Consider the following 26,615-nt stretch of genomic DNA (forward strand, 5'->3'; position numbering starts at 1 on the left):
TTATCCTGGGAAAAGCGAAGAACAGGTGAGCATTTGAACAACGCTCTTTGGCGCGGCGGGTGGTCAACCCGACTCAGGATCGGCAGTGGTCTTGTGTTGTTTGTCTTCGCGTTCTTCCATTTCATAAACATTGGCTTAGGCCTGTTTCATACCGATTATCTGCACGGGATGCAGGACGGCCGGAAGGCCATCACCCGCCACAATGCCATCAGCGTGCTTTTCTATGCTGCCCTGTTCACGCATGCTGGTCTGGCCCTGACGTCGATCGCGCAACGCAGAACCCTGCGGATGCCCTTCAGCACGGCCTTGCAGGTCGGTCTGGGCTTGCTGATTCCGCTGCAACTGATCTCGCACATCGTGCAGACGCGGGTCGCGCACGAGGTCTACGACGTCAACGACGAGATGGGATATATCATCATTCTGATGTGGCCCAGTATCGCCGTATGGATGCAAAGCGCCTTGTTGCTGATCGTTTGGATACACGGGTGCATCGGCTTGCATATGTGGCTGCGGCTGACCCGGTGGTGGTCGCGGGTCGCGCCCTATCTGATTGGTGTTGCAGTTTTCGTGCCTTTTTTCGCACTGGCCGGCCTGTTGACCGAAGGGCGTCGCATATGGGCCGACTTCGCTGATGAATTCCTGCGCGATCAATATATTGAGCACTACAACTGGCCATCGCCCGAGGCCTTCCAGACCCTGTTCAGTGTAAAAGATTATGGCCTTATGGTTTTCTGGCTGGCCCTTGGGGCAACGGGGCTGGTTTACATCGGGCGCAAACTGTGGCGGCGCAGGCATTCGGTGCGCGTGAATTACGCCAAAGGGCCCGAGGTGGTCGCGGAAAAAGGCTTGACCTTGCTTGAGATTTCCCAGGTGAACGGCGTGCCGCATGCCGCCTTGTGCGGTGGAAAGGGGCGCTGCACCACATGCCGTGTCATTGTAGAGGATGGCAGCGACGCCCTGCCGCCGCCCGGCGACGTCGAAGCGCGCAGCCTTGCTGCTGTGGGCGCCTCGCCGCAGACACGACTGGCCTGCCAGATACGGCCAACGGAACCCACCACCGTTTTTCGGGTCTTCAGGCCAGATGGCGGACGCATACGCGGACATGCCAGTCAGGGTCAGGAACGCCAGTTGGCCGTTCTGTTTCTGGACATGCGCAGCTTTACCGCGCGTACGACCGGCCAATTACCCTATGACATCGTATTCCTGCTGAACCGGTTTTTCGACGCGGTCGTGCCTGCCATCACCAAGGAAGGCGGTGTCGTGGACAAATATATGGGAGACGGGCTGCTTGCCGTTTTTGAAAAGCCGAATGCGGCGGCGTCCGCCCGTGCCGGGTTGAAAGCCGCCATCGACATCAGTCACGCCCTCGACAATTTCAACGAGCAGCTCGAGGGCGAAGGCAGCCCCGGAATTCGCATCGGAATGGGTCTGCATCTTGGGGATCTGGTCGTTGGTGAGATCGGCGCGGCGGGGCATGCGTCGAAAACCATAATCGGCGACGCCGTCAATGTCGCCAGTCGTCTGGAAAGCGAAACCAAGGCGCTGAAGGTCGAATTGCTGGTCTCGGAAGAGTTGCTGAAGGCCGCAGGTGTCGTCGTACCACGGGACGAAATCAGGTTGTTCCAGTTGCGGGGTGTGTCTGAACAGATTCCCGCCCTGCCTGTCACCCGTGCGTCCACACTTGAGCAGAACGTCACAAAACAGGAACAGAAATACTCCGCCTGAACGAATAATCTCTGATTGCAAGGATCAGATCATCGATTAGGCTTGTGAAATAGAAATTTCTTCCAATTCAAAAATATTCGGCGCATATCCTCCTTTGTTACATTGACGCCTGTGGACTTCGCCTGTCAGCCGGTGCAAACGCCTCGAAACCGCCCGATATCCACTGGCAAATCAACACTGCTACAAGAGTATTCCGATGACGATGTTAAGCAATCTGGCCCCGATCTCCGAACTGTATGTTTCATACGATTCGGCGCAGAAGCTGAAAGTGGAAGCTGCCGATCTGACCAGCTGGGATCTGAGCCCGCGTCAGATCTGCGACCTGGAGCTTCTAATGAATGGCGGCTTCAACCCGCTCAAGGGATTTCTGAGCGAAGCAGATTACGACAATGTGGTCGAAAATATGCGTCTGGCCGATGGAACGCTTTGGCCAATGCCCATCACATTGGATGTCAGCGAAGACTTCGCGGATCGGATCGAACTTGGGCAGGATATCGCTCTGCGCGATCAGGAAGGCGTGATCCTGGGCACCATGACCGTGACCGACCGCTGGACCCCGGACAAGGCGCGCGAGGCAGAGAAGGTCTTTGGTGCCGATGATGATTCCCACCCGACGGTCAACTATCTGCACAACGTGGCCGGCAAGGTCTACCTGGGCGGACCCGTGGTCGGCATCCAACAACCAGTGCATTATGATTTCCGCGGTCGTCGGGATACGCCAAACGAATTGCGCGCCTATTTCCGCAAGCTGGGTTGGCGCCGCATCGTTGCCTTCCAGACCCGCAATCCGCTGCACCGCGCGCATCAGGAACTGACCTTCCGCGCCGCCAAAGAGGCACAGGCCAACCTGCTGATCCACCCGGTGGTCGGCATGACCAAGCCGGGCGACGTGGATCACTTTACCCGCGTGCGCTGTTATGAGGCCGTTCTCGACAAATACCCCGCATCGACCACCTCGATGAGCCTGCTGAACCTGGCCATGCGCATGGCCGGACCGCGCGAAGCCGTCTGGCACGGCCTGATCCGTGCCAACCACGGCTGCACCCATTTCATCGTGGGCCGAGACCATGCCGGCCCCGGCAAGAATTCAGCCGGAGAAGATTTCTATGGCCCCTATGATGCGCAGGACCTGTTCCGCCAGTTCCAGGATGAAATCGGCGTCGAAATGGTCGACTTCAAGCACATGGTCTATGTGCAGGAACGCGCCCAGTACGAGCCGAATGATGAGATTCTCGACAAGGATGACGTCACCATCCTGAACATCTCGGGCACCGAGCTGCGCCGCCGTCTGGCCGAAGGTCTGGAAATCCCCGAGTGGTTCAGCTTCCCCGAAGTGGTAGCCGAGCTGCGCAAAACCAAGCCGCCACGCAGCCAACAGGGCTTTACCGTGTTCTTCACAGGTTTCTCAGGTTCGGGCAAATCCACCATCGCAAACGCACTTATGGTCAAGTTGATGGAAATGGGTGGCCGACCTGTGACGCTGCTCGATGGCGACATTGTTCGTAAGAACCTGTCGTCAGAACTGGGTTTCTCGAAAGAGCACCGCGACCTGAACATCCGCCGTATCGGCTATGTGGCCAGCGAGATCACCAAGAACGGCGGCATCGCCATATGTGCCCCGATCGCGCCCTATGCCACGACACGCCGCGCCGTTCGGGAAGAGATCGAACAGTTCGGTGCCTTTTGCGAGGTCCACGTCGCAACCAGCATTGAGGAATGCGAACGCCGCGACCGCAAGGGCCTTTACAAGTTGGCACGTGAAGGCAAGATCAAGGAATTCACCGGGATCTCGGACCCCTACGATGTTCCAGAAAACCCGGAACTGCGCGTCGAAACCGAGAATGTCGAGGTCGACAACTGCGCCCATCAAGTTCTGCTGAAACTGGAAAGCATGGGCCTGATCGCAGCAAACTGATTGCGGTCTCTTCTGATTGTATTGGGCGGCCTCCGGACATTCCGGCGGCCGTTTTTATTGGCTTCCAAATGACGATTGCCGATGGTCCTGATGCTGTTCAGGAACTCGTGGCGGGTGTGAAACTGAGATGACGAACAGGTCTCCGACCATTGTCAGTTTCTGGTTGGGATCCGATCTGAGCTTGTCGGAGCAACTATGCCTTCAGTCCTTTCCGGATCAAGGACACCGCTTCGTCCTGTGCGTCGCGCACGAGGTCGGAGACCTTGGAACAGATGCTGGATTTCGTTATGTCGGCAAACCCGATCCAACCCTGGCGTGGACCCAGATGACGGCTGGGCTGGATGCAACCCGCCGCCTTCGGCCAGAATACCGGGGGCAGCCCTCGGTTAGCGTTTGCTCATTTTATCGGCGTTTCCGGCAGGTCAACCTGCCCGCGCATCAGAACATACCCCTGACCGGACACCTTGATGCCCGTCATCGCATCAGGCGGGCCGACACGCGTGACGATGGCCTTCCCGGGGCGGCCCATATCGTGACCCTGCTCGGCGATGAAGCTTTCCTTTTTCATCAATCCGTGTTTCCACAAATAGGCGGCCATCGCACCGGTGGCAGACCCGGTAAACGGATCTTCAGGCGGGCTGGGCGGAGCCAGAAGAAGGCGCGAAAACGTATCCCCCTCATCGGTTGCCCCTTGCAGCGTGACAAGAAACGGTTCGGCCATATCCGAGCCGGAATAACCCGCAGCTTCAGCCACTTTGCGCAATGGGCCTTCAACCAGTTGAGCGGCCCGCAATGCCGTATGATCCCGCAGAACGGTGATGCAGAACGGCAAGCCGGTTGACACCATCTGAGGCGGCGAAATGATGGCTTCCTGTGGCAGGCTGACCGCTCCCGCCACCAGTTCCGCGGGGACGAGTGCACCGAATTGCGGTGCGACCTGAGTCATTTCGATCTGTTCACCCTGCAACCGGATCGAGACCAGACCCGCACCGGTTTCCAGCGTCAGACTGTCGCCCGAGATCATGCCGCGGGATCGCATCGCCGCGACAGTGGCGATAGTCGGATGCCCCGCGAAGGGGATTTCGCGGCTGGCCAGAAAATAACGGACGCGGATGTCGGCCACCTCGGACGGGCCGGTAAAGGTGCATTCGACCAGAGAGGTTTCGCGCACATAGGCCATGCAGACTTCTTCCGTAAGGCGCGCACCTTCGTGGACTACAGCACATCCGTTGCCACCAAATGCGCGATCACTGAAGGCGTCCACCCAGTCAAAGTCAAACCAGCCCATGATGCCGCTCCTGCCTTTGCATGTGCGGCAAGATCACCGCATTAAAAGAAAATGCCACTTCGTTTCAGCAGAGTTTTCGGTCGCCTAGTGAACGGCCACCGGAGACAGATCATGTTCCCGCGCCAGCACAAAGGCCAGCTTGCGGTCTGCGACCAGCGCCAGTTGCTGCCCGTCGGAATCGTGGACGGCGTAAAGCTGATCCAGATCGCCTGCCTGTTCACGAACTTCCCGAGGCAATTCAGATACTTCAACCGTTTTGACATAGACAAAACGGTTGCCTTCGGTGTTGATTTCAATCGGTGTATTCATTGCTCTTACCCCTTCCGTATGTTGATCGTCTGAACCACGGTTTCCGGCACGGCGCGAGTCAGATCCACGTGCAGCAGACCGTTTTCCATGATCGCCTCGCCCACTTCGACACCGTCAGCCAGCACGAACATGCGCTGGAACTGACGCGCCGCGATGCCACGGTGCAGGAATATGCGCCCCTCGCTGTCGTCGCGCTGACGGCCCCTGATCACCAACTGGCGATCCTCGATCGTGATTGACAGATCCTCTTCGGCAAACCCGGCCACCGCAAGAGTGATGCGATAGGAGAAATCCGAGGTCTGTTCGATGTTATAAGGCGGGTACCCTTCATTTCCGGCCTTTGCAGACCGTTCCAGAAGGCGTTCCAACTGCTCGAACCCCAATAGATGCGGGTATGAGCCAAGAGTGAGTTTCGACACGTATTTTCGTCCTTCATTGTCAAAGCGACGTGGTGTGCGGCCCCGTTCTGGCAACCGCCTGCAATAGAATATGGGAAGAAACCAGGATGTCCACAAGGTCTGGCGCGATAACGTCTGACACACTATCTTGTTGGCCAAGCACCACAACTAACTCGAGTCGCCAATGAATGCGCCTACCGATCTTTCGATGAAAACAGATGAAGTATTGCGTGTTGAGCTTGAGGTTTTCCGCCGACAGCACCGCGATCTGGATGAGGCGATCGAAGCGTTGCATGAAAAGGGAACGGCCGATCAACTGACCTTACGGCGCCTGAAAAAAGAGAAATTGCGCCTGAAAGACATCATCCGGCTGATCGAAGACCGCCTGACCCCCGATATCATCGCCTGAACGGCCCTCTACCGCATTGCCAGTCAACCGGATTTGGCTATAGTGCGCGCTCTTTCTGAGCGCGGGGACGTATGCGGATGAGCGATGTGAAAGTGGGGATCATCATGGGCAGCCAGTCGGACTGGCCCACGATGAAGGAAGCCGCAGATATTCTGGACGAACTGGGCGTCGCCTACGAAGCGCGTATCGTATCGGCCCACCGCACGCCGGACCGGTTGTGGGACTATGGCAAGACCGCAGTCTCGCGTGGATTGCAGGTGATCATTGCAGGTGCTGGCGGGGCGGCGCATCTTCCGGGTATGATGGCGTCGAAAACGCGGGTACCAGTCATTGGCGTCCCGGTGCAGACCCGCGCCTTGTCGGGCGTGGATTCTCTGTATTCCATCGTGCAGATGCCCAAGGGGTTCCCGGTGGCGACCATGGCGATCGGGTCCGCCGGCGGGGCCAATGCCGGTCTGATGGCAGCGGGCATCCTGGCATTGCAGGATGATGCTTTGGCCGAACGGCTGGACAACTGGCGTGACGCTCTGTCAGCGTCGATCCCCCAGGAACCGCAGGGATGAGCCGGATCGGATTTATCGGCACCGGCCATATCGCCGCGCCGATCGCGCGGCTGATGGCCGCCAAAGAGCACCAGATCAGCGTGACCGAGCGCAACGCCACAGTTTCATCTGCCTTGAAGGCGGAACTGGGCGCAACCGTCGCTGCACCTCAGACCGTGATTGACACCTCGGACATCGTATTCCTGTGCCTGCGCCCGCATATTGCGGCCGACGTTCTGGACCCGCTGATCTTTCGTGCCGATCAGCAGATCGTTTCCGTCATGGCATCGGTGCCCGCTGAGCAACTGGCCGCGCTTTGCGCCCCTGCGTCGGATTTCGTGCAGACCATCCCGCTGGGCTTTCTGGAAACCGGCGGCTGCCCGATGGCAGCTTTTGGCAATGATCGCCTGCTGGCCGATCTGTTTGAGCCCGAGAACCCTGTGGTCAAGGTTGCGGATGAAGCCGCGCTGAACGCGCATTTCGCCATTTGTGCCTTGGTTCCCGGCATTCTGGACCTGATGGTCACCGGTGCCAAATGGCTGGGTGACGCAACCGGGGATACGGACGGGGCCGAGTTCTATACATTGCAGTTGATGGCGGGCTTTCTGGCCTCGATGGAAAAAGGCACCGCCGGGCGGTTGGCGCAAGAGCGTGACGCCCTGGCGACAGAGGACACGCTGAGCCTGCAAATGACGGACGCCCTGAAGGATCAGGGCGCGCACGAGGCGCTGCGTTCGGCGCTTGGCGATATTGGCAAACGTTTGGAGAGTTGAAGATGGCGGAAATGCTCGCCCAAGGTGCAGTGATCGGGATTCTGGGGGGCGGTCAGCTGGGCCGGATGCTGTCTGTGGCAGCCGCCAGACTGGGTTTTGTCAGCCATATCTACGAACCGGGTGCAAACCCGCCGGCCGGGCAGGTTGCGGATCGCGTCACCATCGCGGCTTACGACGATGCAAACGCGCTGAAAGCTTTTGCCGATGCGGTCGATGTCATCACCTATGAGTTCGAGAACATCCCGACCGAAGCGCTGGACATTCTGGAAGCGCACCGCCCGATCCGCCCCGGGCGCGAGGCATTGCGGGTCAGCCAGGACAGGTTGACCGAGAAGGCATTTCTGCAAGAGCTGGGCCTGAAGACGGCCCCGTTTGCGGATATTGCCGACCTGACCAGCCTGAATGCGGCGATCGAGCAGATCGGAACGACCGCTATCCTGAAAACCCGTCGCTTCGGCTATGACGGCAAGGGACAGGCCCGGCTGCGCAGCCCTGAGGATGCCGAGGCCGCTCTGGCCGATATGGCCGGTGCAGCAGCTATTCTGGAAGGGTTCGTGGATTTCTCGCACGAGGTGTCGATCATCGCGGCCCGCGGTCTGGACGGTCAGGTCGCCTGTTTCGATCCGGGTGAGAATGTGCACCGCGATGGCATCTTGCGCACCACCACCATCCCTGCCCGCCTGTCTCCCGCCCAGCGCACAGACGCAATCCTGCTCGCAGCAAACATCCTGAACGCACTCGAATACGTCGGCGTGATGGGCGTTGAGCTGTTCGTGACGCCCGGCGGTCTGATCGTGAACGAAATCGCGCCGCGTGTCCACAATTCGGGCCACTGGACGCAGAACGGCTGCGCTGTCGATCAGTTCGAACAGCATATCCGCGCCGTGGCAGGCTGGCCTTTGGGGGACGGACAGCGCCATTCCGATGTGGTGATGGAAAACCTGATCGGCGACGACATGGACCGTGTACCTGAGCTGGCCCGCGAGCGGGATGTGGCGCTGCATCTCTACGGCAAGGCCGAAGTCAAGGCGGGTCGCAAGATGGGGCATTTCAACCGCATCAAACGTTGACGAAACGTGAATATGCGGCGCGCTTCAGTTCACGAAGCGCGCGGCGACATCACCCGACATATAGCTGATGCGCCCACCGGCCAAGGTGGCCGCGACGCGATGGGTATCCGCATCTAGGATGACCAGGTCCGCGCGTTTTCCCGGCGCGAGCGTGCCCCGGTCCTGCATGTCCAGTACCCGCGCGGGGCCGGACGAGATCAGCGCCCAGGCACCGGCCAAATCCAGCAGACCGGTTTTGGCCAGCATCAACGCCGCGCGGCGCGGGCTGGGATAGTGGTAATCCGAGGCCAACGCATCACAAAGCCCCATGGCAATCAGTTCAACCGCGCTGGCATTCCCCTTGTGCGACCCACCCCGCACAACGTTGGGAGATCCGAGGATAACGTGATCCCCGGCGGAACGCGCGGCCTCGGCAGCCTCAAGCGTTTCGGGGAATTCGGCAATGCGCACGCCCCGGTCGCGCCACCATGCCCGCGTCTCGGCGGTTGCGTCATCATGGCTGCCCAGACGCACACCCATTTCGACAAGTGTGGCGCTGAGTGCTTCGACGGCGGCAGGCACTTCGTTCCTACGGGCATGCATGCCAAGCAGCATCTCAAAATGCGCATCCGGATTGCGCCCGGCCTTCAACGCTTGCCCGGTCAGGCGCGGAGGCTTTTTGCCCTGCGCCAAACGATCATGCGGCAGGTGATCATTGAACACCACATAGGGCACCTGCCATTCGGCGATACGCCGCGCCAGACCGGCATAATCCTCAAGCATGTTGGTCTCGAACCGCAATTGCGGGATCAGATCCGTGACTGCGCTGTCCTTGACCGCAGCGATTGCCCGAAACACCTGCGCGGCAAACTCCGGGCCGCGCACGCCACCTTCCCAACTGTAGAACTGGGCCAGCACAGCGGTGGTGATGCCATTGGCGGCCAGTTCGGCCTCGACTGCCAGAATACCTTCGTTCATCTGCTTCATCGCGCCGCGCCGAGGGGCGATGTGGCGTTCGAACCCGTCCCCGTGCAGATCGACGATACCGGGCAGGACAAGATAACCGGTCAGATCAATCCTGCGCCCGGTCGGATCGTGCTGAACAACGCCGTCCGCTATCGAAAGATCGTAGCGCGACAGACCATCCCCCGGCAACAGGACCTCTGCGCCGGTCATTGTCAGGTCCAGTGCGGTCATCGTGTGGGCTCCGAGTCAGGTTCCGAACAGTCCTGCCCGATGCAGATCTCGTCGATTATCTCCATCACGCCGTCGAGCCAGGTGATCTTTGGATCGAATTGACCAAATTCGATAAAATGCAGTGCCTGCGCCATAACGCGCGGGTTGTTCATCATGAAGGTGTGGGTCACAGGCAGAACAATGTGATCGGCCATCCCTTCGACCTTGGTGGTTTCAATCGAAACCTTGCCGTCATCCCGCCCGTCGATCAGCGACGAAAACAGCGGGTTGAGCGAGTTCTCGCCCGCAATCACCCCCAGTTCAAAATCCACCGCCGGCAGGCGGCGCGGAATGCCTTCGGGACCGGTGCCCAATTGCAATCCCGCAGGGCCGTTCAGATACCCGAACACTTCCCATGCGCTCAGCTCATCGACCAACTGGCTGCCCTGATTGGGCGGGCCGAGCATGACGACACGACCCAGGTTTTCAGGCCGATGGTCCTTGAACCAATAGCGCAACAGGATACCCCCCATGGAATGCGCGACGACATTGGCTTTGTCGTCACCACAAGCCGCAAGCGCGTCCGGTATGGTTTGCTCTGCCAGTTCGGGAATGCCGATTTCGGTCGATGGATACCCGTGGCGCACAACAGTATATTCATGCGCCTTGAACAGCTGCTCCATCACGGTAAACGACGCCTCTGTGCGCGCCAGACCATGCAGGAGGATCACGCATTTCGCGCTGGCTGCGGCGGGAGCGAGGCAGAAGAACAGGGCAATCAAAAGTTTCATAACCGCCAGATAAAGCCTATGAGCCTTCGATAAAAGCCCTAGCCCTTTTGACGTCGCAACACGGCCAGCGCGATACCGCCTAATACAAGCACGGTGCCGATGATCAGCCGTGTTTCGGCAACCTCGCCCAGAAAGGCGACACCGCCGAAAATTGCTATCACCGGCACGCTGAGCTGAACGACAGCCGCCACAGACGGGGCCAGTTGAGGCAAAACACGATACCACAAAGCATAACCGAGCCCTGAGGTAACTCCACCGGACAGAACAGCCAGCAGATACCCCGCCCCGTTCATCTGCCAGACGCCGCCGGTGGCAAGCATCGCCAGGGCAGTCAATGGCAAAGCGACAATGAAATTGGCGGCCGTTCCCTCCAGAGGGTTTGTTTCAGATCGGCCCGCAATCGAATAAAGGGCCCAACCAATACCAGCGGCGACCATCAAAGCCGCGCCGTTCAGGTCGACCTGAACGGAGTCAGAGGGCCAGAGCACATAGGCCAGACCTGCAAGCGCAACCCCTGCCCCCGCCACTTGCCGCGCGGTCGGAGTCGCACCAGTCAAGGCGCCGATCGAAAACATCGAAATTTGCACCGTGCCAAACAGGATCAAAGCACCCAATCCGGCATCCAGCGTCAGGTAGGCGATCGAAAACCCGATCATGTAGAGCGTCAATGACCCCGCCCCAACGATCCGCCTTCGACTGCGCAGTGGAAGATGCCCCCCGTGTGCAAGCACAAGAGCGGCCAGCACCACGGCCCCGGCCAAAACCCGTACGATGGCAAATCCAGTCGGATCGCTGGCTCCGCTATCGATGGCCAACCGATTCAGAATGGAATTCGCAGCGAAGGCGCACATGGTCAGGGCGGTGAGCAAAAACAATTTCATAGGAACCGCATAGCCGTTTGGGCCGGGTTTGCACACTCACTTTCCCGAAGGGCGTAAGATCAGACCAGCTGCGCTTGTTGAAGCTGCGTCGCAACTCGCTGACAAAGCAGAACGGTCAATACAAAACGGGGCCGCCCGAAGGCGACCCCAATCTTAAGTTCCAAGGCTTCCCCCTCGGCAGCTTGGCCTTACAGCCAAGCGCCTGTCGGGACCGTCAGAATTCGCCGAGGCGAATTCGACGTGCTTACATCATGCCGCCCATGCCGCCCATGTCGGGCATGCCGCCGCCAGCAGGCGCGCCTTCTTTGGCAGGCTTGTCAGCAACCATTGCTTCGGTGGTGACCAGCAGGCCAGCAACCGACGCCGCGTCTTCCAGTGCTGTACGGACAACTTTGGCCGGGTCGATCACGCCGAACGAGAACATGTCGCCATATTCTTCGGTCTGAGCGTTGAAGCCGAATGCAGCGTCTTCGTTTTCACGAACCTTGCCAGCAACAACTGCACCGTCAACACCCGCGTTCTCGGCGATCTGGCGCAGAGGCGCTTCGATGGCTTTGCGAACGATGTTGATGCCTGCATCCTGATCAGCGTTTGCGCCTTTCAACGACTCCAGTGCTTTACCGGCCTGAACCAGAGCAACACCGCCACCGACAACAACGCCTTCCTGAACGGCTGCGCGCGTTGCGTTCAGAGCATCGTCAACACGATCTTTACGCTCTTTCACTTCAACTTCGGTCATGCCGCCGACGCGGATAACGGCAACACCGCCTGCCAGTTTGGCAACGCGTTCTTGCAGCTTCTCACGGTCGTAGTCCGACGAGGTTTCTTCGATCTGAGTGCGGATCTGAGCAACACGTGCTTCGATCTCGGCTTTCTCGCCAGCACCGTCAACGATGGTGGTTTCGTCTTTGGTGATTTCGATTTTCTTGGCGGTGCCCAGCATGTCCATGGTGACGGACTCGAGCTTCATGCCCAGATCTTCGCTGATAACCTGACCGCCGGTCAGGATTGCGATGTCCTGCAGCATGGCCTTGCGGCGATCGCCGAAGCCCGGTGCTTTGACAGCAGCAATTTTCAGGCCGCCGCGCAGTTTGTTGACAACCAGAGTTGCCAGCGCTTCGCCTTCAACATCCTCGGCAATGATCAGCAGCGGCTTTTGCGACTGGATCACCTGCTCGAGCAGCGGGACCATCGGCTGCAGCGAGGACAGTTTCTTTTCGTGCAGCAGGATCATGCAGTCTTCGAGCTCTGCAATCATCTTGTCTGCGTTGGTGACGAAGTAAGGCGACAGGTAGCCACGGTCGAACTGCATACCTTCGACAACGTCGGTCTCGGTTTCCAGACCTTTGTTTTCTTCGACGGTGATGACGCCTTCGTTGCCGACCTTCTGCATCGCGTCTGCGATCTGCTGGCCGATTTCGGCTTCGCCGTTGGCCGAGATGGTGCCAACCTGAGCAACTTCTGCCGAGTCTTTGACTTCGCGCGAGGCTTCTTTGATGCCTTCAACAACCTTGGCGGTTGCCAGGTCGATGCCGCGCTTCAGGTCCATCGGGTTCAGACCCGCTGCCACCTGCTTCAGGCCTTCTTTTACGATCGCCTGTGCCAGAACGGTTGCGGTGGTGGTGCCGTCGCCGGCTTCGTCATTGGTGCGGCTGGCGACTTCTTTCACCATCTGCGCGCCCATGTTTTCGAACTTGTCTTCCAGTTCGATTTCCTTGGCAACCGATACACCGTCCTTGGTGATGCGCGGTGCGCCGAAGGATTTGTCCAGAACCACGTTGCGGCCTTTGGGGCCCAGGGTCACTTTAACAGCATCGGCCAGGATGTTCACACCTGCCAGCATGCGGTTACGGGCATCGGTGTCGAACTTGACGTCCTTTGCAGCCATGTCGTTTCTCCTTGAGAAAATGTATTGTGATGAAGATCAGAGGAAGCGGGATCGCTTACTCAATGATCCCCATGATGTCGCTTTCTTTCATCATCAGCAGCTCTTCGCCGTCGACCTGAACCTCGGTGCCCGACCATTTGCCGAACAGGATCTTGTCGCCAGCTTTTACAGCCATCGCGATCAACTCGCCGCTGTCCTTGCGCGCGCCTTCGCCGGTTGAGACGACTTCGCCTTCGCTGGGCTTTTCTTTTGCGCTGTCAGGAATGATCAGGCCGCCTGCGGTTTTCTCTTCGCTTTCGGTACGGCGAACCAGCACACGGTCATGAAGCGGTTTCAATGCCATCTTTGTAGCTCCTTGGGCTCAAAGTTTGTTTATCCTCCCCTCGCCTTCCGACGAGGCGTTAGCACTCGGAGTGCGTGAGTGATAACGACGCATAGCTAGGGAGTCTAAAACTCCGAGTCAACAAGTTGTGAGAGATTTTTTTGCAGAATGGATCAGTCAACCTGTTCCCAACTGTAGGCCCAGTGCTTCAAGCCTTCCGCTCCTGCGGACGTAAGCCCGTATATGCCTTTTTCAACCTTCTCAAACCACCCATAGTGGTTTTCCCGCATAAGCCGGGTGGCAACCTGGACGCCGACCGACTTGGCGACGTCTGATCCCTTGGTCGGGCCATTCTCGGCCAAAAAGGCCGCACATTTCAGTGCATCCTGCCGATAAGCCGTCACGATACCATGGCGCGTCGCGCCCCCGGCGTTTGGGTCACCTTCCAGCCGGTCGAATTCCCGCAGCATCCGCGCGGCTCCGGCTTTGTTCTTACGGGGCGCATAGGGGCCGGGATCGCATTGCACCTCAACCGTTCCATCAGCCCGCACGGTGATCAGGCCCAGGCCAAGCCTTCGACACAATGCCAGATTATCTTTCAGCGCCCGCCGGGCCGTTCGACCCGTGGGTTTGCTGACCGCGATGTAGACCAGATCGGTGAGTTTCAGCCGGGTGATCGCCTGATGAAACAGGGCCAGCGTGAACCGAAGTTTCAGTTCGACAATCACCGGAGCATCCCCATCGCGCACCGCAACGATGTCGGCTGCGCCGACTTCTCCCTTGACGGCGTATCCCTGCCGCTCCAGCAGCGCCTTGACCGGGGGGTAGAGATCCTGCTCGCGGTTCATGCGCCCATGCTACGCAGATTGTCGGGGAATACCAGACGGGCTGCTTGAACATCGGCTGGTGGCGTGGCTAAGTCTGGGTTCAACTTCTTGACACCATTCAGGCTGGCTCCATGCGTTTGCTCACTTTTCTTGCGTTCCTTCTGTTTCCGATCTCGGCTCAGGCCGCGTGCGAGGGGGTGGACCTGCGGCCGCAACTGCCTGAGGAAACCCGGGCCAGATTGCAAAGTGCAGTGGCCGAGATCGCTTATCCCGAAGGCAATCACTGGATTGCACGCAAGGGCGATACGGTTTTGCACATCATAGGAACGCTACACACCTTCGATCCGCGCATGGAGGAGGTCATTGATCGCCTGTCGCCCGAACTGAACAAGGCTGACGCCTTTTATTTCGAAGTCACTCAGGAAGACATGAACGCCTTCGAAAAGAACATGGCCAACGACCTGACTGCGTTGATGATTACCTCGGGCCCTACGTTGATCGACCTGATGACGGAAGACGATTGGGATGCGCTTTCCACAGCTCTGGCCCTGCGCGGCATCCCCGGCTGGATGGCTGCGAAGATGCGCCCGTGGTTCCTGACCATGATGCTGAGCATCCCGCCCTGCATGATCCAAGACCCGAATGCAACTTATGGAATGGACGCCCGCCTGAACGATCTGGCCGTCGAAAAAGGTATCCCACAGCACTCGCTGGAACGGATCGAAGACCTGATGGCCATGTTCGACAGTCACCCGCTGGAAAAACAGGTCGAGTCGCTTGTGCGCCTGTCCGGAGCCATGCAGGGCAATGCCGACCAATTGGTCACCATGGCCAATGCATATATGGAAGAAAAGCACGCCGAGATCATACAGTTTGCCCACCTTCAGGGGCTTGAACAGTCGGGCCTGAGCCCCGAGGCCTTTGACGCGGAATGGCGCAATTTCGAGCAGCAGATGCTGGTGCAACGAAACGCCAACTGGATGGCGCAGATTCTGGACATCAGGGATCAGACAGTTGTGATTGCGGTCGGCGCGGGGCACCTGAGTGATGATTACGGCCTGTTGAACCAGCTGGAAAAAGCCGGATACGTTCTGACACGCGCTGCATTCTAAACTGACCCCGCGGTTTGCAGACCAAGCGTCGCAGACGGTGGGCTGCAGCGTGACAACTGCATTTACCCGCCCTATAAGGCGCGCAAATTTCCATTCCGCAGGACACTGACATGACCACTCTAGTATTTGGCCACAAATCCCCTGACACCGATTCTACAGGCTCACCGATCGTGTGGTCCTGGTACCTGAACGAAGTCAAAGGCGAGCAGACCGAGCCCGTACTGCTGGGTGAGCCCAACACCGAAGCAGCATTCATGCTGGAGAACTGGGACCTGCCCAAGCCGCGGATCATTGAAGACCTTGCCGCAGGTACCCCGGTGGTTATCGTCGACACCAATAACCCGGCCGAACTGCCGGCAAACGTCAACGACGCGGATATCCGCGCCATTATCGACCATCACAAGCTGGTTGGCGGTCTGGAAACCAAAGGCCCGATCGATATCACCGTGCGCCCCTTGGCCTGCACCGCAACCATCCTGTTTGATCTGATGGGCGAAGATGCCGCCAAAATGCCCGATGCCATCAAAGGCGCTGCGCTGACCTGCATTCTGTCTGACACACTGGAGTTCCGCTCACCCACCACCACGGCGCATGACCGCGAGGTTGCAGAGCGCCTGGCGGCTGAGCTTGAGCTGGACATTTCAGTATATGCAGCTGACATGTTTGCGGCGAAATCGGATGTCTCTTCCTTCTCGGACTCCGAGTTGATCCGCATGGACAGCAAGGAATACGAGGTCGACGGCACCAAGTTCCGCGTCTCGGTTCTGGAAACCACCGCCCCCGGCGTTGTTCTGGACCGCAAGGCAAGCCTGGCAGACTCGATGGTGGATGTTGCCAGGGAAGACGGCGTCGATCAGGTGCTGCTGTTCGTGGTGGATATCCTGAACGAAGAGGCCACGATGCTGGTGCCGAACGATCTGGTTAAAACCGTCGCCGAGAAGAGCTTTGGTGTTACCGTTGACGGCGACGCTGTCGTTTTGCCGGGTATCATGAGCCGCAAAAAGCAGATCATTCCAAATCTGAAGGTCTGATCGTCTGCCAACCAGATCGAAAGGCGTCCAATTTGGGCGCCTTTTTTCTTTCTTACCGGCCATTTGCGGAAACAGTATCGGTTGTTAGTCTGGCCGTGGGCACGAAGCCTATCCCAGGGTCAGGTAAGTACAATGGTCGTACGAAAACTAAGCACCACCCGCGGCATCCTTCTTTTTGAAGGTGCCGACAAGGCTGCGTATTGGCGACGCTTTGCAATGCTGCTGACGCTGTCGGTCGTAATCGCCACCATGGGTTTGCTGCGCAATTCCGGGGCTGTTGTGATCGCGGCCATGCTTGTGGCGCCGCTTATGACCCCGATCCTTGGGGTGGCCGCGGCGATGGTCATGGGGTGGCTGAAACGCGCAGTGACGCTGGCGCTCACGGTTTGTCTGGCCGCCATTGCCTGCGTTATGATGGCATGGCTTCTGGTCTATATCGCTGACGTGCCTCGTGGCATTTTGATCCCCGATCAGGTCCTGGCGCGCACCGATCCGGGCACCGAAGATCTGATCGTCGCTCTCGCTGCCGGTGTTGCCGGGGCCTATGTTCAGATCAACAAATCCGAACTGAGCCTTTTGCCCGGCGCGGCCATCGGCGTTTCACTGGTTCCGCCCCTCTCGGCTTCGGGCATCCTGCTGTATTTTGACGAACCCGCCGAGGCCTATGAGGCTGGGCTGCTTTTCGCAACGAACCTTGGCGCGATCATTTTGTCAGCCTGCGCGGTATATCTTGTCTATGCCGCGCGGTCCGTGGTTTTCAGCAAGGGGAAGCGCAAGCTGAACTTTACAGCCAGCGTCTTCGTCGCGATCGCGTTTCTGGTCGTCGTCGTCCTGCAACTTGGGAAATCCACCTATAACCGTTATCTGGAGACGCGGACCGAGGCACAACTGGCTGATGCCATTCGCGAATGGGCCGATCCGGTTTCCGTGGAAATCATCCGCATCGACGTCAACGCTCAGCGCAAACGGGCCGAGGTTTGGCTGATCGTCGACCTGCCGGCCGAAGCGCAGTTCAAAGTTTCTTCCATTGCCGGTTTGCTGCCACCCAAGCTGCGTGAAACCCCTCTTGTCGGGGTGTTGGAGGAGGAACTGGGACCCGGATACCTGGCCATTATCCGGTATCAGCCGCGTATCGGGGCCCAGATCATCCTGGGAACGGAAAACGTTCAGCAGGCCCCGGATGTCACAGAAATTACCGAAGACGAGTAGCAGATTCACCTGTTCCTTCGCGCAAACGGGAATGCGGGATGGTGTTCGGGCCCAAGCTTTGCCATAGCTGTCGCCAGCGCGATATCAGAACCAGAGGCCCCCATGACCCAGATCGTTTCCTCGCTTTCCGAGATCTCCGACCGTTACAAGGCATTGTTCGTCGACCTTTGGGGCTGTGTTCACAATGGCATCACGGCCTATCCCGAAGCCGTCGAAGCGCTGAAGGCCTATCGCGCAAAAGGTGGACTTGTTGTCCTGGTCACGAACTCTCCCAAACCTCGCGCCGGCGTGGCAGAACAACTCGTGCAATTCAATGTTCCCGCCGATGCGTATGACACCATCGCCACAAGTGGGGATTCCGCGCGATCTGCGATGTTCCGGGGCGCTGTGGGACACAAGGTTTACTTCATGGGCGAGTGGCAGCGAGATGCGGGCTTTTTCGAACCGCTGAAATTGCTGGATCATCCCATCCATATCGAGCGCGTGCCGCTGAAGGAAGCCGAAGGTATTGTATGCTGCGGCCCGTTCGACCCGATGGCCGACCCGGATGTGAACCGGCCGGATTTCCTGTACGCCAAGCAGATGGGCATGAAGCTTCTCTGTGCGAACCCTGACATTGTTGTCGACCGCGGAGAGGTGCGCGAATGGTGTGCCGGCGCTTTGGCCAAACTGTACACCGAAATGGGCGGTGAAAGCCTGTATTTCGGCAAACCGCACCCACCTATCTATGACCTGGCCCGTCGCAGGTTGCAGGAACTGGGACACGATATCCCCGACAACGACATTCTGGTGATCGGCGACGGCCCCCATACGGACATTCTGGGCGGCATGGGAGAGGGCATTGATTCTCTGTTCATCTCGGGCGGGCTGGCTGCGGCCGAGACAAAAACGTCGCATCATCCGCATCACGAATCCCTAACCACCTATATTAAAAGGGAAAAGATCAATCCAACCTACACGATCGGGCGCTTGAGGTAGCAAGAAAAGACTTGATTTTCTGCAACTGCGAAGTAATAAAGTTGCCAACCTTGGCCAAATGATGGTTTTTTCTTTCACGGCCGATTTCGAGTGAGGGCAACATGTTGGACAATCTTCCGCGCGGAACGATCTGTATCGAAGACATCGAAATGGGTATGTCCCGCCACCTGCGCAAAGTGGTGACGGATGAAGATATCGAAATGTTCGCACAGGTCTCAACCGACCGGAATCCGGTGCATCTGGACGACGACTATGCCCGCGATACGATCTTCGAAGGCCGTATTGCCCACGGAATGCTGACGGCGGGTCTGATCTCGGCCGTAATCGGTGAACAACTGCCGGGACACGGCACCGTCTACATGGGTCAATCGCTGAAATTCCTTGCCCCTGTGCGCCCGGGTGACATGGTCTATGCCGAGGTGAAGGTGATCGACATCGACTTTGCCAAGCGCCGCGTCAAGCTGGACTGCCATTGTTCGGTCGAGGGAAAGAAGGTCCTGATCGGCGAAGCCATGGTGCTTGCCCCGTCACGCAAGTTCGACTGATTGGCGAACACGGTCTTGCAAAAGGCGCCCGACCGGCGCCTTTTTTGTTTGGGCACTCAACTGAACGTAAGGTCGTCAAGAGGAACGGGTTCGTTTTCGTCCCTTCAGCGCACCTGATTCCAGAATGATTTCCGACACCACGTGTTCACGCCTGTAGGCCATCACGTGAACCCCGGAAACACCGGCGATGTCCCGGATCTGCTGGATCAGTTCGATACAGATCTTCTTTCCCTCTTCAGCGGGCTTTTCGGCTTTCTCCATCCGCTCGATGACATGATCCGGAACGTGAATTCCGGGCACATTGCTGCGCATCCATCGAGCCGCGCGCGCCGAAGCAATGGGACCCACGCCAGCGATGATGAATACTTTTTCGTCCAGACCGGCATCCCGCACCCGACCCATGAACCTTTCAAAAAGCGGAATGTCGTAGATATAGTTGGTCTGAATAAACTCGGCCCCGGCCTCAACCTTCTTTGCAAGACGTTCCGGGCGCCAGTCATAGGGCGGTATACAGGGGTTTTCCGCCGCTCCCAAAAACAGTTGAGGGGGACGCGTGATCTTGCGCCCAGACAGGAACTTTCCCTGATCGCGCATCGTTCGGATCGTACGCAGCAAGGTCAGGGAATCGAAGTCGAACACCGGTTTTGCCCCCGGTTGATCCCCAACCCCGACACCGTCGCCCGTCAGGCACAGCACGTTGCTGACGCCCAGCGCCGCGGCCCCCAGAACATCACCCTGAATGGCGATCCGGTTCCGGTCTCGGCAGGAAATCTGATAGACCGGAGAATACCCCGCGCGGGTCAACAAGGCACAGATCCCTATCGAAGACATGTGGCAGTTGGCACCAGACGCATCGGTTGCATTGATCGCGTCCGCCACTTCACCCAGCGGCTGTGCCGCCTGAAAAACATCCTCGGGGTCAGCACTGTCTGGTGGGTTCAGTTCCGCGGTCACGGCAAAACGACCCGAGCGCAAAACTCTTTCCAGTCGGCTGTGCGATACATAGCCTTCGGGAACAGGCACATAGCCGATCGGCTCGACCTCGTTGCGATGGGCACCATTCATTTCTTCAGCTCCCGGTTCACCGCATTGGGGGGTTCAGCGGCCAGAGGTGCCGCGGAGGGTTCATTCTCGCGCGCCTCCGGGAATGCCTGCGCAAGCGTTTCGCGTGCAGCGTCCCGGGCCTCGCGTTCCTGTGCTGCAATCTCGCGGCTGACCCGCAACCAGGATGACGACCCCTTCAACGTGTGTTCCACGGGCGGAAGGACCTCTTTTATCTTGTCGCCCCCGTGTCGCATACGGCTGGCCCCATCCCAAGCCAAGGCCCAGACACATTTCATGTCGGGTTTGACCTCACAGAACTCACCGGGACGCACACCGCCACACGGGCCGTTGCGCAGTTGCTTGGGGCAGTTCATCGGGCAGGACATACCCGTCGAAGATAAAACGCATTGCCCGCACATCTTGCAATCAAACAAAAGGCTTTTGACACCTTTTTCGGCCAGCGCAATGGGGCGTTCAACGCGATTGTAGCCGATCTTTGCAAAGACCGGGTCCATCGCGACCATGCCCCGTTCGACACATTTGTAAATCCATTCGAATGTACGGGCATTGCGAATCGCGAACAATCTCAATCGATACATGGGTCTGCCTCCTGTGCTGGGTTCATTTGAACCTGGCCGGGCCATCGTCCGGCACGCAGCGTGTTTCGGGGGCCGGAAGTTCAGTTTACACTCAGAATCTCTTTTCGATCAAGAAGTTGACCGAATGTCGCACAGCCTTCCGGGGATACCCTGCGTGTCACCAGATCTGACGAAAGGTTTTGGTTTGTTTCGCAAGGACGCATGCTTTGAATTCAAACTGCCGCTTGAACAAATGGCAACGCAACGCTACGCAATCGTCTATGCAGATCATCCGGGATTTCCAGTTTGTCGAGCCAGAAGATCGCGGCGCCAGCGTTGCGATCGGGAATTTTGATGGCGTCCACGTGGGGCACCAGTCAGTCATCGAACTGGCCCGCGACGCGGCCCCGGATGCGCCACTGGGTGTCATGACCTTCGAGCCGCATCCACGTGAGTATTTCGCGCCGGATTCTCCTCCGTTCCGCCTGATGCGCGGCAATGCGCGGGCGCACCGGCTTGAGAAGCTGGGTGTGAAGAAACTGTATGAGCTGCCGTTCAACGCGGCGCTGGCCGGGCTTTCCCCCAATGAATTCGCCCGCAACGTGATTTGTGACGGGTTGGGTCTGTCCCATGTCGTGGTTGGTGCCGATTTCTGTTTTGGCAAGGGCCGCAGCGGCACCGCTGACGATCTGGTGCGGTTTGGGCAAGAGATGGGATTTGGCGTGACGATTGCACCTTTGATGCAGCGGTCCGAGAACGTGGTCTCGTCGACCGCCATCCGAACCGCACTGAGTGAGGGTCGCCCAAGGAATGCAGCTGCGATGCTGGGCCATTGGCACAGAATCGAAGGCGAAGTGATCGGCGGTGAGCAGCGCGGGCGGGAACTGGGTTTTCCTACCGCGAACATGTCCATCGAAGGGCTCCATCCGCCGAAATTCGGCGTCTACGCCGTATTGGTCGACGTGCTGGATGGCCCGCATCAGGGCAGTTATCACGGCGCGGCCTCGGTTGGGGTGCGCCCGATGTTCCATGGTGAAGTGCCAAACATTGAAACCTTCCTGTTCGACTTTTCCGGCGATCTGTACGGGACGACCTTGTCGGTGGGGCTGATTGAATTCCTGCGCCCTGAAATGACATTTGACGGGCTGGATGGTCTGATCGCGCAGATGAATGCCGATTGCGAACAGGCCCGGGGCATTCTGGCCGCCCTATGAGCGCTGATCCGATTGAACGCACCGGCCTGCCCGCCCGGTTCTGGGAGCGTAAACCCATCCGCAAGATGAACCAACGCGAGTGGGAGGCCCTGTGTGACGGCTGCGGCAAGTGTTGCCTCAACAAGCTGGAAGATGAAGATTCGGGCGAAGTTGCCCTGACCTGTGTCGCCTGCCGCCTTCTGGATGATGAAAGCTGCCGCTGCACGCAATACGACATCCGGCATCAATTCGTTCCTGAATGCATCGTCATGACACCCGACAATATTGACGAACACGCCTACTGGTTGCCGCAAACCTGCGCGTATCGGCTGCTGTGGGAAGGCAAAACGCTTTACGACTGGCACCCTTTGATATCTGGTACGCCGGACAGCGTGCACGCCGCAGGCGTTTCAGTTCAAGGGCGCACGGTGTCCGAGTTCGAAACCCCTTTGGAAGAGTGGGAAGACTATATTATCGAGGAGCCAAGCTGATGTATTTCGCATCCGACAATTCCGGGCCGGTTCACCCACAGGTCATGGCGAAACTGGCCGAGGCCAATCAGGGCTACCAGATGGCCTATGGCGCCGACACGATGATGAACGAGGTGCGGGACCGCATTCGCAGCATCTTTGAAGCGCCGGGGGCTGCTGTCTATCTCGTGGCAACCGGGACAGCGGCAAATTCGCTGGCCCTTGCCACATTGTCTAACCCTTGGGAAACGATCTTCTGTTCTCCGGTTGCCCATATCCACGAAGACGAGTGCAACGCGCCCGAGTTTTACACCGGGGCCAAGCTGACCCTTGTTCCTGGCGGCGACAAGATGTCACCGGACGCGTTGCGCGGGTCCATCCTAGGCGAAGAAACCCGCGGGGTACACGGGCCGCAGCGCGGGCCAGTGTCGATCACTCAGGTCACCGAGCGCGGATCGGTCTATTCTCTGGAGGAATTGCAGGCGCTGTGTGGGGTCGCAAAGGAATATGGCTTGCCCGTCCATCTGGATGGTGCCCGGTTCACCAATGCTCTGGTTGCTCTGAACTGCTCTCCGGCTGACATGACATGGAAAGCCGGGGTGGACGCGGTCAGCTTTGGCGGCACGAAAAACGGGCTGATGGGCGTTGAAGCGGTGGTGTTCTTTGATGAGAGCAAAGCCTGGGAATTCGAGCTGCGGCGCAAACGCGGGGCGCATCTGTTTTCCAAGCATCGCTACCTGTCCGCTCAGATGGCGGCCTATCTTAAGGATGATCTGTGGCTGAAGTTGGCGCGTCAGGCGAATGCAAATTGTGCCCGGCTGGCCGACGGCCTGCTTGCAAAAGGTGCCGAGTTCTTGCACGAGCCGCAGGCCAATATGATCTTTGCCGCTTTTTCACGCGCGAAGCACAAACAGCTGCATGAAGCCGGGGCAATCTATCACCTCTGGGGGGACGAGCTGGAAGGTGGCGATGACGACGAAAGCCTTGCATGCAGACTGGTCTGCGACTGGTCGATCGGGAAAGCCGAGATCGATCAATTTCTCAGCCTGTTGTAACACCCGTCCAGTGGCCAGCTTTCCAGAGCTCCTGAAGCAGTGCGCTGGTTTCAAGGGGGTGCGAAATGGGCAGCATGTGCCCCGCACCTTGAATGACCTCATGGCGTGCGTTCGGCAGACGGCGCTGCAATCCATCACAGATTGCGGGGATCGTCGGGTGGGTCTTTGATCCGCTCAGCAACAGGGTTGGCATCGATATTCGCTTGCATTTATCGGGGTCAAGCAACCCGGCCTGGTCATCGTACAGAACGGGATAAGACGCAGGAACAACATGAATCCCGCGCACCATGCCGGCGCGCGTCCGTTCTGGCAGGTCAGGCCATTTTGGGCCGATACCGGTGCTCCACATCCGGTTGAACAACCGCGCGGCCAGCGATTCGTCGCCTGCTTGGAACGCTGCTTCAATCGGTTGTGACTCTCGCAGGTGCTGATCGTACAAATCAGGCGCGTCCTGTTTTGCCACAGCAAAGAACACGGGCTCGATCAGGGTCAAGCTTCGAACAAGGTCCGGATGCTCCATGGCCAGTCTGAGCGCAACGATCGCCCCAAAGGAATGACCAACTATATCCATGGGCTTGGTCAACTCGACCGCTGCCAGCCCTGTCACCGCATCAAAGAAGTCGCTCTGACCGTCCCAATCCGGACTGCGCCCATGAGACAGCATATCCGGTGCAACAAGGGACGCGCTGCCATCCAATGCCTTGGACAGGCCAGACCACGCGCCGGAATGCGCAATGGTGCAATGAAAGGCAAGCAAGTTGCGCCCTCCTTCGCCCAATTGTCTGACGAAGACGGATTGCATCGCCGTCGGGGCTGTCACCCTTTCATCTCCGACAGATGCCGATCCAGATCGTCCAGGCGATCCTGCCCCCAGAAGCGTTGACCGTCCGGCATGATGTAGAACGGCGCGCCGAACACGCCGCGATCCACGGCTTCTTCCAAATTGGCGGCATAGGTTTCGGCCCCGACCAGCAGTCCACTGTTGGCCAGTTCAGGATCAAACCCGGCAGTTGCCAGGCAGTCCCGGATCACATCATCCTGAGCGACGTCCTTTTCTTCGGCCCAGCAGGCGCGCAGGATCAACTGGCACAACTTGCCAACGTCGCCCGAACCATTGCTGATCGCCGCGATGATCGCATAAGAAGACGGCGCCATGTTGGTCGGCCAGTGCGCCGGTTGCAGGTTGAACTCCATCCCCAGATTCTTCGATTGGCGCAGCAATTCCTGTGCGCGGTATTCGATGCGCGAGATATGACGGTCTTTTGGCGGCGTTCCCCCGGTGCGTGCGAACAGGGCTATGATGTCCAGCGGTTTGTAGCTGATCGATGCGTCATGTTTCGCCGCAATCTCTTCCAGCCGGTTTCCAGCCAGGTAGCTATAGGGCGAAATTGTCGCAAAAAAGTAGTCAATCTGGGTCATGTTCACTTTCTCCGCTGCGTTACCTTTGCGGGACCGTAAGGCCATGCTAAGCGGTGTCAACATCACGAATCTGTCACATTGCCATTGCTGCCCGGGGACCTCAGCCGATGCCGACACTTCACGAACCCAAGCTTATCGCTGGGAACGCCAACCTTCCTCTTGCCAAAACCATCGCACGCCGCATGAGCCTTTATCGAGGTGTTGACCAGGGTTTGGTCGATGCGCGCGTCGAACGTTTCAATGACGGAGAGATCTTCGTCGAAGTGTTCGAGAACGTACGCGGCGAGGATATGTTCATTATCCAGCCGACCTCGAACCCGGCCAATGACAACCTGATGGAGCTGCTGATCATCGCCGACGCGCTGCGCCGTTCGTCGGCACAGCGGATCACCGCCGTGATCCCGTATTTCGGCTATGCCCGCCAGGATCGCCGCACCAAGGCCCGCACACCCATCAGCGCCAAGCTGGTGGCCAATATGCTGACCGGCGCAGGGATCGAGCGGATTCTGACGATGGATCTTCATGCCGCGCAGATTCAGGGCTTTTTCGATATGCCCGTCGACAACCTGTACGCCTCGCCGATCTTTGCCCTGGATGTCAAAAACCAGTTCAAGGACAATCTGGATGAGATCATGGTGGTTTCACCCGACGTGGGCGGCGTGGCCCGCGCACGTGAACTGGCCAAGCGCATCAATGCCCCCTTGTCGATCGTTGACAAGCGGCGCGAGAAAGCAGGCGAAGTCGCTGAAATGACCGTTATCGGGGATGTGAAGGACAAGATCTGCCTGATCGTCGACGATATGTGTGACACCGCCGGAACGCTTTGCAAGGCCGCGCAGGTCCTGTTGGACAATGGCGCCAAGGAAGTTCACTCCTACATCACGCACGGCGTCATGAGCGGCCCTGCGGTCGAAAGGGTGACGAACTCGGTCATGAAGTCACTGGTGCTGACCGATACGATCCAGCCGACCAAAGAAATATTGAAGGCAAAGAATATCCGCATCGTTCCGACTGCGCCAATCTTCACCCAGGCGATCCTGAACATCTGGAACGGAACCAGTGTGTCTTCGCTGTTCGAAGACAAGACGCTGACACCGATCTACGAATCCATGTATCAGATGGATTGAGCAATAGGGGCGGCCGAAGGTGTCACCCCTTGATTTCTGAAATGCCGATTGCGCACATATCTGACCTTGGGGTGCAATCGGTGACACAAGTGGAATAATCTCCATGACTGCCAACAAACGCATTGTTCTTTCCAGCGATCACGCGGCAATCGAGCTGCGCCAGTCCGTGGCCAACCACATCGCGCAGCAAGGTTGGGACGTGGTTGATATCGGCCCGACAACCCCGGAAAGCACCCATTACCCCAAGCACGGCAAGGCCGCGGCGCAGGCCGTTGCCTCGGGCGATTGCAGTTTGGGTATTGTCCTCTGCGGCACTGGGCAGGGTATTATGATGGCTGCAAACAAAGTGCCCGGCATTCGCTGTGGCGTTTGTTCAGACGCATTCTCGGCCCGCATGATCCGCCAGCACAACAATGCCAACATGCTGTCGATTGGCGCGCGGGTTGTCGGTGAAGGTCAGGCGCTGGACATCGTTGACGCGTTTCTGGGTGCCGAATTCGAAGGTGGCCGCCACGCCACGCGCGTGGACATGATCGAAGCGCAGGAAGACTGAGTCCAAGC

29 protein-coding genes are annotated in these 26,615 nt (G+C 58.5%); 16 read left to right on the top strand and 13 right to left on the bottom strand.

Annotation, left to right across the window (positions count from 1 at the left end):
* Window positions 1-33: 33 nt before the first annotated feature.
* The gene (locus AC2FLP_RS10160) at window positions 34-1,725 is read left to right on the top strand and encodes an adenylate/guanylate cyclase domain-containing protein (protein WP_117867886.1); all 1,692 of its coding nucleotides are present in this window, start codon (window positions 34-36) and stop codon (window positions 1,723-1,725) included.
* Window positions 1,726-1,921: 196 nt separating this feature from the next.
* Window positions 1,922-3,640: a bifunctional sulfate adenylyltransferase/adenylylsulfate kinase gene (locus AC2FLP_RS10165; protein ID WP_496683293.1), complete on the top strand. Its 1,719-nt coding sequence runs from the start codon at window positions 1,922-1,924 to the stop codon at window positions 3,638-3,640.
* Window positions 3,641-4,037: 397 nt separating this feature from the next.
* On the opposite strand, the gene AC2FLP_RS10170 is transcribed toward AC2FLP_RS10165, so the two are convergent.
* From AC2FLP_RS10170 to AC2FLP_RS10180, 3 genes are all read right to left on the bottom strand, one after another.
* The gene (locus AC2FLP_RS10170) at window positions 4,038-4,928 is read right to left on the bottom strand and encodes a PhzF family phenazine biosynthesis protein (protein WP_117872548.1); all 891 of its coding nucleotides are present in this window, start codon (window positions 4,926-4,928) and stop codon (window positions 4,038-4,040) included.
* Window positions 4,929-5,012: 84 nt separating this feature from the next.
* The gene (locus tag AC2FLP_RS10175) at window positions 5,013-5,237 is read right to left on the bottom strand and encodes a DUF1150 family protein (RefSeq protein WP_496683290.1); all 225 of its coding nucleotides are present in this window, start codon (window positions 5,235-5,237) and stop codon (window positions 5,013-5,015) included.
* Between the two features lie 5 nt (window positions 5,238-5,242).
* The gene (locus AC2FLP_RS10180; protein ID WP_058275530.1) at window positions 5,243-5,656 is read right to left on the bottom strand and encodes an Hsp20 family protein; all 414 of its coding nucleotides are present in this window, start codon (window positions 5,654-5,656) and stop codon (window positions 5,243-5,245) included.
* 163 nt (window positions 5,657-5,819) lie between these two features.
* On the opposite strand from AC2FLP_RS10180, the gene AC2FLP_RS10185 reads away from it, so the two are divergent.
* The 4 genes from AC2FLP_RS10185 to AC2FLP_RS10200 all read left to right on the top strand — a co-directional run bounded on the left by AC2FLP_RS10185 (window position 5,820) and on the right by AC2FLP_RS10200 (window position 8,429).
* Entirely contained in the window at window positions 5,820-6,044 is a 225-nt protein-coding gene (locus tag AC2FLP_RS10185) for a YdcH family protein (protein ID WP_117872544.1), read from the top strand.
* Between the two features lie 77 nt (window positions 6,045-6,121).
* Window positions 6,122-6,607, top strand: coding sequence for a 5-(carboxyamino)imidazole ribonucleotide mutase (gene purE / locus AC2FLP_RS10190; RefSeq protein ID WP_117872985.1), 486 nt, complete (start codon window positions 6,122-6,124; stop codon window positions 6,605-6,607).
* On the top strand, window positions 6,604-7,359 hold the full coding sequence (locus AC2FLP_RS10195) for an NAD(P)-binding domain-containing protein (protein WP_496683286.1): 756 nt from the start codon (window positions 6,604-6,606) through the stop codon (window positions 7,357-7,359). Before purE ends, AC2FLP_RS10195 begins: the two co-directional genes overlap by 4 nt.
* Before the next feature lie 2 nt (window positions 7,360-7,361).
* The gene (locus AC2FLP_RS10200) at window positions 7,362-8,429 is read left to right on the top strand and encodes a 5-(carboxyamino)imidazole ribonucleotide synthase (protein ID WP_496683283.1); all 1,068 of its coding nucleotides are present in this window, start codon (window positions 7,362-7,364) and stop codon (window positions 8,427-8,429) included.
* Window positions 8,430-8,453: 24 nt separating this feature from the next.
* On the opposite strand, the gene AC2FLP_RS10205 is transcribed toward AC2FLP_RS10200, so the two are convergent.
* The 6 genes from AC2FLP_RS10205 to AC2FLP_RS10230 all read right to left on the bottom strand — a co-directional run bounded on the left by AC2FLP_RS10205 (window position 8,454) and on the right by AC2FLP_RS10230 (window position 14,314).
* On the bottom strand, window positions 8,454-9,605 hold the full coding sequence (locus tag AC2FLP_RS10205) for an alpha-D-ribose 1-methylphosphonate 5-triphosphate diphosphatase (protein ID WP_299895468.1): 1,152 nt from the start codon (window positions 9,603-9,605) through the stop codon (window positions 8,454-8,456).
* Window positions 9,602-10,375 carry an alpha/beta fold hydrolase gene (locus AC2FLP_RS10210; RefSeq protein WP_299895471.1) on the bottom strand — a complete coding sequence of 258 codons (774 nt, stop codon included), beginning with the start codon at window positions 10,373-10,375 and terminating at the stop codon, window positions 9,602-9,604. The genes AC2FLP_RS10205 and AC2FLP_RS10210 overlap by 4 nt, the downstream gene beginning before the upstream one ends.
* 38 nt (window positions 10,376-10,413) lie before the next feature.
* Entirely contained in the window at window positions 10,414-11,256 is an 843-nt protein-coding gene (locus AC2FLP_RS10215) for a DMT family transporter (RefSeq protein WP_299895474.1), read from the bottom strand.
* A 244-nt stretch (window positions 11,257-11,500) separates the two neighbouring features.
* The gene (gene groL, locus AC2FLP_RS10220; RefSeq protein WP_117872532.1) at window positions 11,501-13,144 is read right to left on the bottom strand and encodes a chaperonin GroEL; all 1,644 of its coding nucleotides are present in this window, start codon (window positions 13,142-13,144) and stop codon (window positions 11,501-11,503) included.
* A gap of 55 nt (window positions 13,145-13,199) precedes the next feature.
* Window positions 13,200-13,487: a co-chaperone GroES gene (locus tag AC2FLP_RS10225; RefSeq protein ID WP_117872530.1), complete on the bottom strand. Its 288-nt coding sequence runs from the start codon at window positions 13,485-13,487 to the stop codon at window positions 13,200-13,202.
* 152 nt (window positions 13,488-13,639) lie between these two features.
* Window positions 13,640-14,314: a DUF2161 domain-containing phosphodiesterase gene (locus AC2FLP_RS10230; protein ID WP_299895479.1), complete on the bottom strand. Its 675-nt coding sequence runs from the start codon at window positions 14,312-14,314 to the stop codon at window positions 13,640-13,642.
* Between the two features lie 110 nt (window positions 14,315-14,424).
* Between AC2FLP_RS10230 and AC2FLP_RS10235 the strand changes: the two genes are divergently transcribed.
* From AC2FLP_RS10235 to AC2FLP_RS10255, 5 genes are all read left to right on the top strand, one after another.
* The gene (locus AC2FLP_RS10235) at window positions 14,425-15,405 is read left to right on the top strand and encodes a TraB/GumN family protein (protein WP_496683278.1); all 981 of its coding nucleotides are present in this window, start codon (window positions 14,425-14,427) and stop codon (window positions 15,403-15,405) included.
* Between the two features lie 110 nt (window positions 15,406-15,515).
* The gene (locus tag AC2FLP_RS10240; protein WP_496683275.1) at window positions 15,516-16,436 is read left to right on the top strand and encodes a manganese-dependent inorganic pyrophosphatase; all 921 of its coding nucleotides are present in this window, start codon (window positions 15,516-15,518) and stop codon (window positions 16,434-16,436) included.
* A 132-nt stretch (window positions 16,437-16,568) separates the two neighbouring features.
* Window positions 16,569-17,645: a DUF389 domain-containing protein gene (locus AC2FLP_RS10245; protein ID WP_299895490.1), complete on the top strand. Its 1,077-nt coding sequence runs from the start codon at window positions 16,569-16,571 to the stop codon at window positions 17,643-17,645.
* 102 nt (window positions 17,646-17,747) lie between these two features.
* Window positions 17,748-18,623, top strand: a complete 876-nt coding sequence (locus AC2FLP_RS10250) for a TIGR01459 family HAD-type hydrolase (RefSeq protein WP_496683271.1) — start codon at window positions 17,748-17,750, stop codon at window positions 18,621-18,623.
* 101 nt (window positions 18,624-18,724) lie between these two features.
* Complete coding sequence (locus AC2FLP_RS10255; protein WP_117872517.1) at window positions 18,725-19,168, top strand: MaoC family dehydratase; 444 nt, start codon at window positions 18,725-18,727, stop codon at window positions 19,166-19,168.
* A 75-nt stretch (window positions 19,169-19,243) separates the two neighbouring features.
* Here the strand turns inward: AC2FLP_RS10255 and AC2FLP_RS10260 are convergent, their stop codons facing one another.
* Together AC2FLP_RS10260 and AC2FLP_RS10265 are read right to left on the bottom strand one after the other, a co-directional pair.
* Window positions 19,244-20,233, bottom strand: coding sequence for a methylenetetrahydrofolate reductase (locus AC2FLP_RS10260; protein WP_496683269.1), 990 nt, complete (start codon window positions 20,231-20,233; stop codon window positions 19,244-19,246).
* A complete protein-coding gene (locus AC2FLP_RS10265; protein ID WP_496683266.1) occupies window positions 20,230-20,811 on the bottom strand; it encodes a methylenetetrahydrofolate reductase C-terminal domain-containing protein in 582 nt (193 codons plus the stop codon). The genes AC2FLP_RS10260 and AC2FLP_RS10265 overlap by 4 nt, the downstream gene beginning before the upstream one ends.
* 260 nt (window positions 20,812-21,071) lie before the next feature.
* On the opposite strand from AC2FLP_RS10265, the gene AC2FLP_RS10270 reads away from it, so the two are divergent.
* From AC2FLP_RS10270 to AC2FLP_RS10280, 3 genes are read left to right on the top strand one after another with little or no spacing between them, the layout of a single operon-like run.
* Window positions 21,072-22,004: a bifunctional riboflavin kinase/FAD synthetase gene (locus tag AC2FLP_RS10270; RefSeq protein WP_496683263.1), complete on the top strand. Its 933-nt coding sequence runs from the start codon at window positions 21,072-21,074 to the stop codon at window positions 22,002-22,004.
* Complete coding sequence (locus tag AC2FLP_RS10275) at window positions 22,001-22,474, top strand: YcgN family cysteine cluster protein (RefSeq protein WP_299895503.1); 474 nt, start codon at window positions 22,001-22,003, stop codon at window positions 22,472-22,474. Before AC2FLP_RS10270 ends, AC2FLP_RS10275 begins: the two co-directional genes overlap by 4 nt.
* Window positions 22,474-23,508 (top strand): threonine aldolase family protein, encoded by a 1,035-nt coding sequence (locus AC2FLP_RS10280; RefSeq protein WP_299895506.1) that lies wholly within the window; start codon window positions 22,474-22,476, stop codon window positions 23,506-23,508. The genes AC2FLP_RS10275 and AC2FLP_RS10280 overlap by 1 nt, the downstream gene beginning before the upstream one ends.
* Here AC2FLP_RS10280 and AC2FLP_RS10285 read toward each other — a convergent pair.
* Both AC2FLP_RS10285 and AC2FLP_RS10290 read right to left on the bottom strand, forming a co-directional pair.
* The gene (locus AC2FLP_RS10285) at window positions 23,495-24,328 is read right to left on the bottom strand and encodes an alpha/beta fold hydrolase (protein ID WP_496683260.1); all 834 of its coding nucleotides are present in this window, start codon (window positions 24,326-24,328) and stop codon (window positions 23,495-23,497) included. The two genes, AC2FLP_RS10280 and AC2FLP_RS10285, sit on opposite strands and share 14 nt — an antisense overlap.
* Complete coding sequence (locus AC2FLP_RS10290; protein ID WP_496683258.1) at window positions 24,325-24,927, bottom strand: 2-hydroxychromene-2-carboxylate isomerase; 603 nt, start codon at window positions 24,925-24,927, stop codon at window positions 24,325-24,327. Before AC2FLP_RS10290 ends, AC2FLP_RS10285 begins: the two co-directional genes overlap by 4 nt.
* Before the next feature lie 107 nt (window positions 24,928-25,034).
* Here AC2FLP_RS10290 and AC2FLP_RS10295 point away from each other — a divergent pair, with 107 nt between their 5' ends.
* Together AC2FLP_RS10295 and rpiB are read left to right on the top strand one after the other, a co-directional pair.
* Window positions 25,035-26,054 (top strand): ribose-phosphate pyrophosphokinase, encoded by a 1,020-nt coding sequence (locus tag AC2FLP_RS10295; RefSeq protein ID WP_117872500.1) that lies wholly within the window; start codon window positions 25,035-25,037, stop codon window positions 26,052-26,054.
* A 103-nt stretch (window positions 26,055-26,157) separates the two neighbouring features.
* Window positions 26,158-26,607 carry a ribose 5-phosphate isomerase B gene (gene rpiB / locus AC2FLP_RS10300; RefSeq protein WP_117872498.1) on the top strand — a complete coding sequence of 150 codons (450 nt, stop codon included), beginning with the start codon at window positions 26,158-26,160 and terminating at the stop codon, window positions 26,605-26,607.
* The last annotated feature ends 8 nt before the right edge of the window (window positions 26,608-26,615 follow it).

It is taken from the genome of Ruegeria sp. CDSA141 (assembly GCF_059612005.1).

Bases quoted from the DNA above. Each gene is read 5' to 3' on its own strand.
- AC2FLP_RS10165 (WP_496683293.1), top strand. From the start codon at position 1,922: ATGACGATGTTAAGCAATCTGGCCCCGATCTCCGAACTGTATGTTTCA.
- AC2FLP_RS10170 (WP_117872548.1), bottom strand. From the start codon at position 4,928: ATGGGCTGGTTTGACTTTGACTGGGTGGACGCCTTCAGTGATCGCGCA.
- AC2FLP_RS10175 (WP_496683290.1), bottom strand. From the start codon at position 5,237: ATGAATACACCGATTGAAATCAACACCGAAGGCAACCGTTTTGTCTAT.
- AC2FLP_RS10185 (WP_117872544.1), top strand. From the start codon at position 5,820: ATGAATGCGCCTACCGATCTTTCGATGAAAACAGATGAAGTATTGCGT.
- purE (WP_117872985.1), top strand. From the start codon at position 6,122: ATGAGCGATGTGAAAGTGGGGATCATCATGGGCAGCCAGTCGGACTGG.
- AC2FLP_RS10195 (WP_496683286.1), top strand. From the start codon at position 6,604: ATGAGCCGGATCGGATTTATCGGCACCGGCCATATCGCCGCGCCGATC.
- AC2FLP_RS10200 (WP_496683283.1), top strand. From the start codon at position 7,362: ATGGCGGAAATGCTCGCCCAAGGTGCAGTGATCGGGATTCTGGGGGGC.
- AC2FLP_RS10205 (WP_299895468.1), bottom strand. From the start codon at position 9,605: ATGACCGCACTGGACCTGACAATGACCGGCGCAGAGGTCCTGTTGCCG.
- AC2FLP_RS10210 (WP_299895471.1), bottom strand. From the start codon at position 10,375: ATGAAACTTTTGATTGCCCTGTTCTTCTGCCTCGCTCCCGCCGCAGCC.
- AC2FLP_RS10215 (WP_299895474.1), bottom strand. From the start codon at position 11,256: ATGAAATTGTTTTTGCTCACCGCCCTGACCATGTGCGCCTTCGCTGCG.
- groL (WP_117872532.1), bottom strand. From the start codon at position 13,144: ATGGCTGCAAAGGACGTCAAGTTCGACACCGATGCCCGTAACCGCATG.
- AC2FLP_RS10225 (WP_117872530.1), bottom strand. From the start codon at position 13,487: ATGGCATTGAAACCGCTTCATGACCGTGTGCTGGTTCGCCGTACCGAA.
- AC2FLP_RS10230 (WP_299895479.1), bottom strand. From the start codon at position 14,314: ATGAACCGCGAGCAGGATCTCTACCCCCCGGTCAAGGCGCTGCTGGAG.
- AC2FLP_RS10235 (WP_496683278.1), top strand. From the start codon at position 14,425: ATGCGTTTGCTCACTTTTCTTGCGTTCCTTCTGTTTCCGATCTCGGCT.
- AC2FLP_RS10240 (WP_496683275.1), top strand. From the start codon at position 15,516: ATGACCACTCTAGTATTTGGCCACAAATCCCCTGACACCGATTCTACA.
- AC2FLP_RS10245 (WP_299895490.1), top strand. From the start codon at position 16,569: ATGGTCGTACGAAAACTAAGCACCACCCGCGGCATCCTTCTTTTTGAA.
- AC2FLP_RS10250 (WP_496683271.1), top strand. From the start codon at position 17,748: ATGACCCAGATCGTTTCCTCGCTTTCCGAGATCTCCGACCGTTACAAG.
- AC2FLP_RS10255 (WP_117872517.1), top strand. From the start codon at position 18,725: ATGTTGGACAATCTTCCGCGCGGAACGATCTGTATCGAAGACATCGAA.
- AC2FLP_RS10260 (WP_496683269.1), bottom strand. From the start codon at position 20,233: ATGAATGGTGCCCATCGCAACGAGGTCGAGCCGATCGGCTATGTGCCT.
- AC2FLP_RS10265 (WP_496683266.1), bottom strand. From the start codon at position 20,811: ATGTATCGATTGAGATTGTTCGCGATTCGCAATGCCCGTACATTCGAA.
- AC2FLP_RS10270 (WP_496683263.1), top strand. From the start codon at position 21,072: ATGCAGATCATCCGGGATTTCCAGTTTGTCGAGCCAGAAGATCGCGGC.
- AC2FLP_RS10275 (WP_299895503.1), top strand. From the start codon at position 22,001: ATGAGCGCTGATCCGATTGAACGCACCGGCCTGCCCGCCCGGTTCTGG.
- AC2FLP_RS10280 (WP_299895506.1), top strand. From the start codon at position 22,474: ATGTATTTCGCATCCGACAATTCCGGGCCGGTTCACCCACAGGTCATG.
- AC2FLP_RS10290 (WP_496683258.1), bottom strand. From the start codon at position 24,927: ATGACCCAGATTGACTACTTTTTTGCGACAATTTCGCCCTATAGCTAC.
- AC2FLP_RS10295 (WP_117872500.1), top strand. From the start codon at position 25,035: ATGCCGACACTTCACGAACCCAAGCTTATCGCTGGGAACGCCAACCTT.
- rpiB (WP_117872498.1), top strand. From the start codon at position 26,158: ATGACTGCCAACAAACGCATTGTTCTTTCCAGCGATCACGCGGCAATC.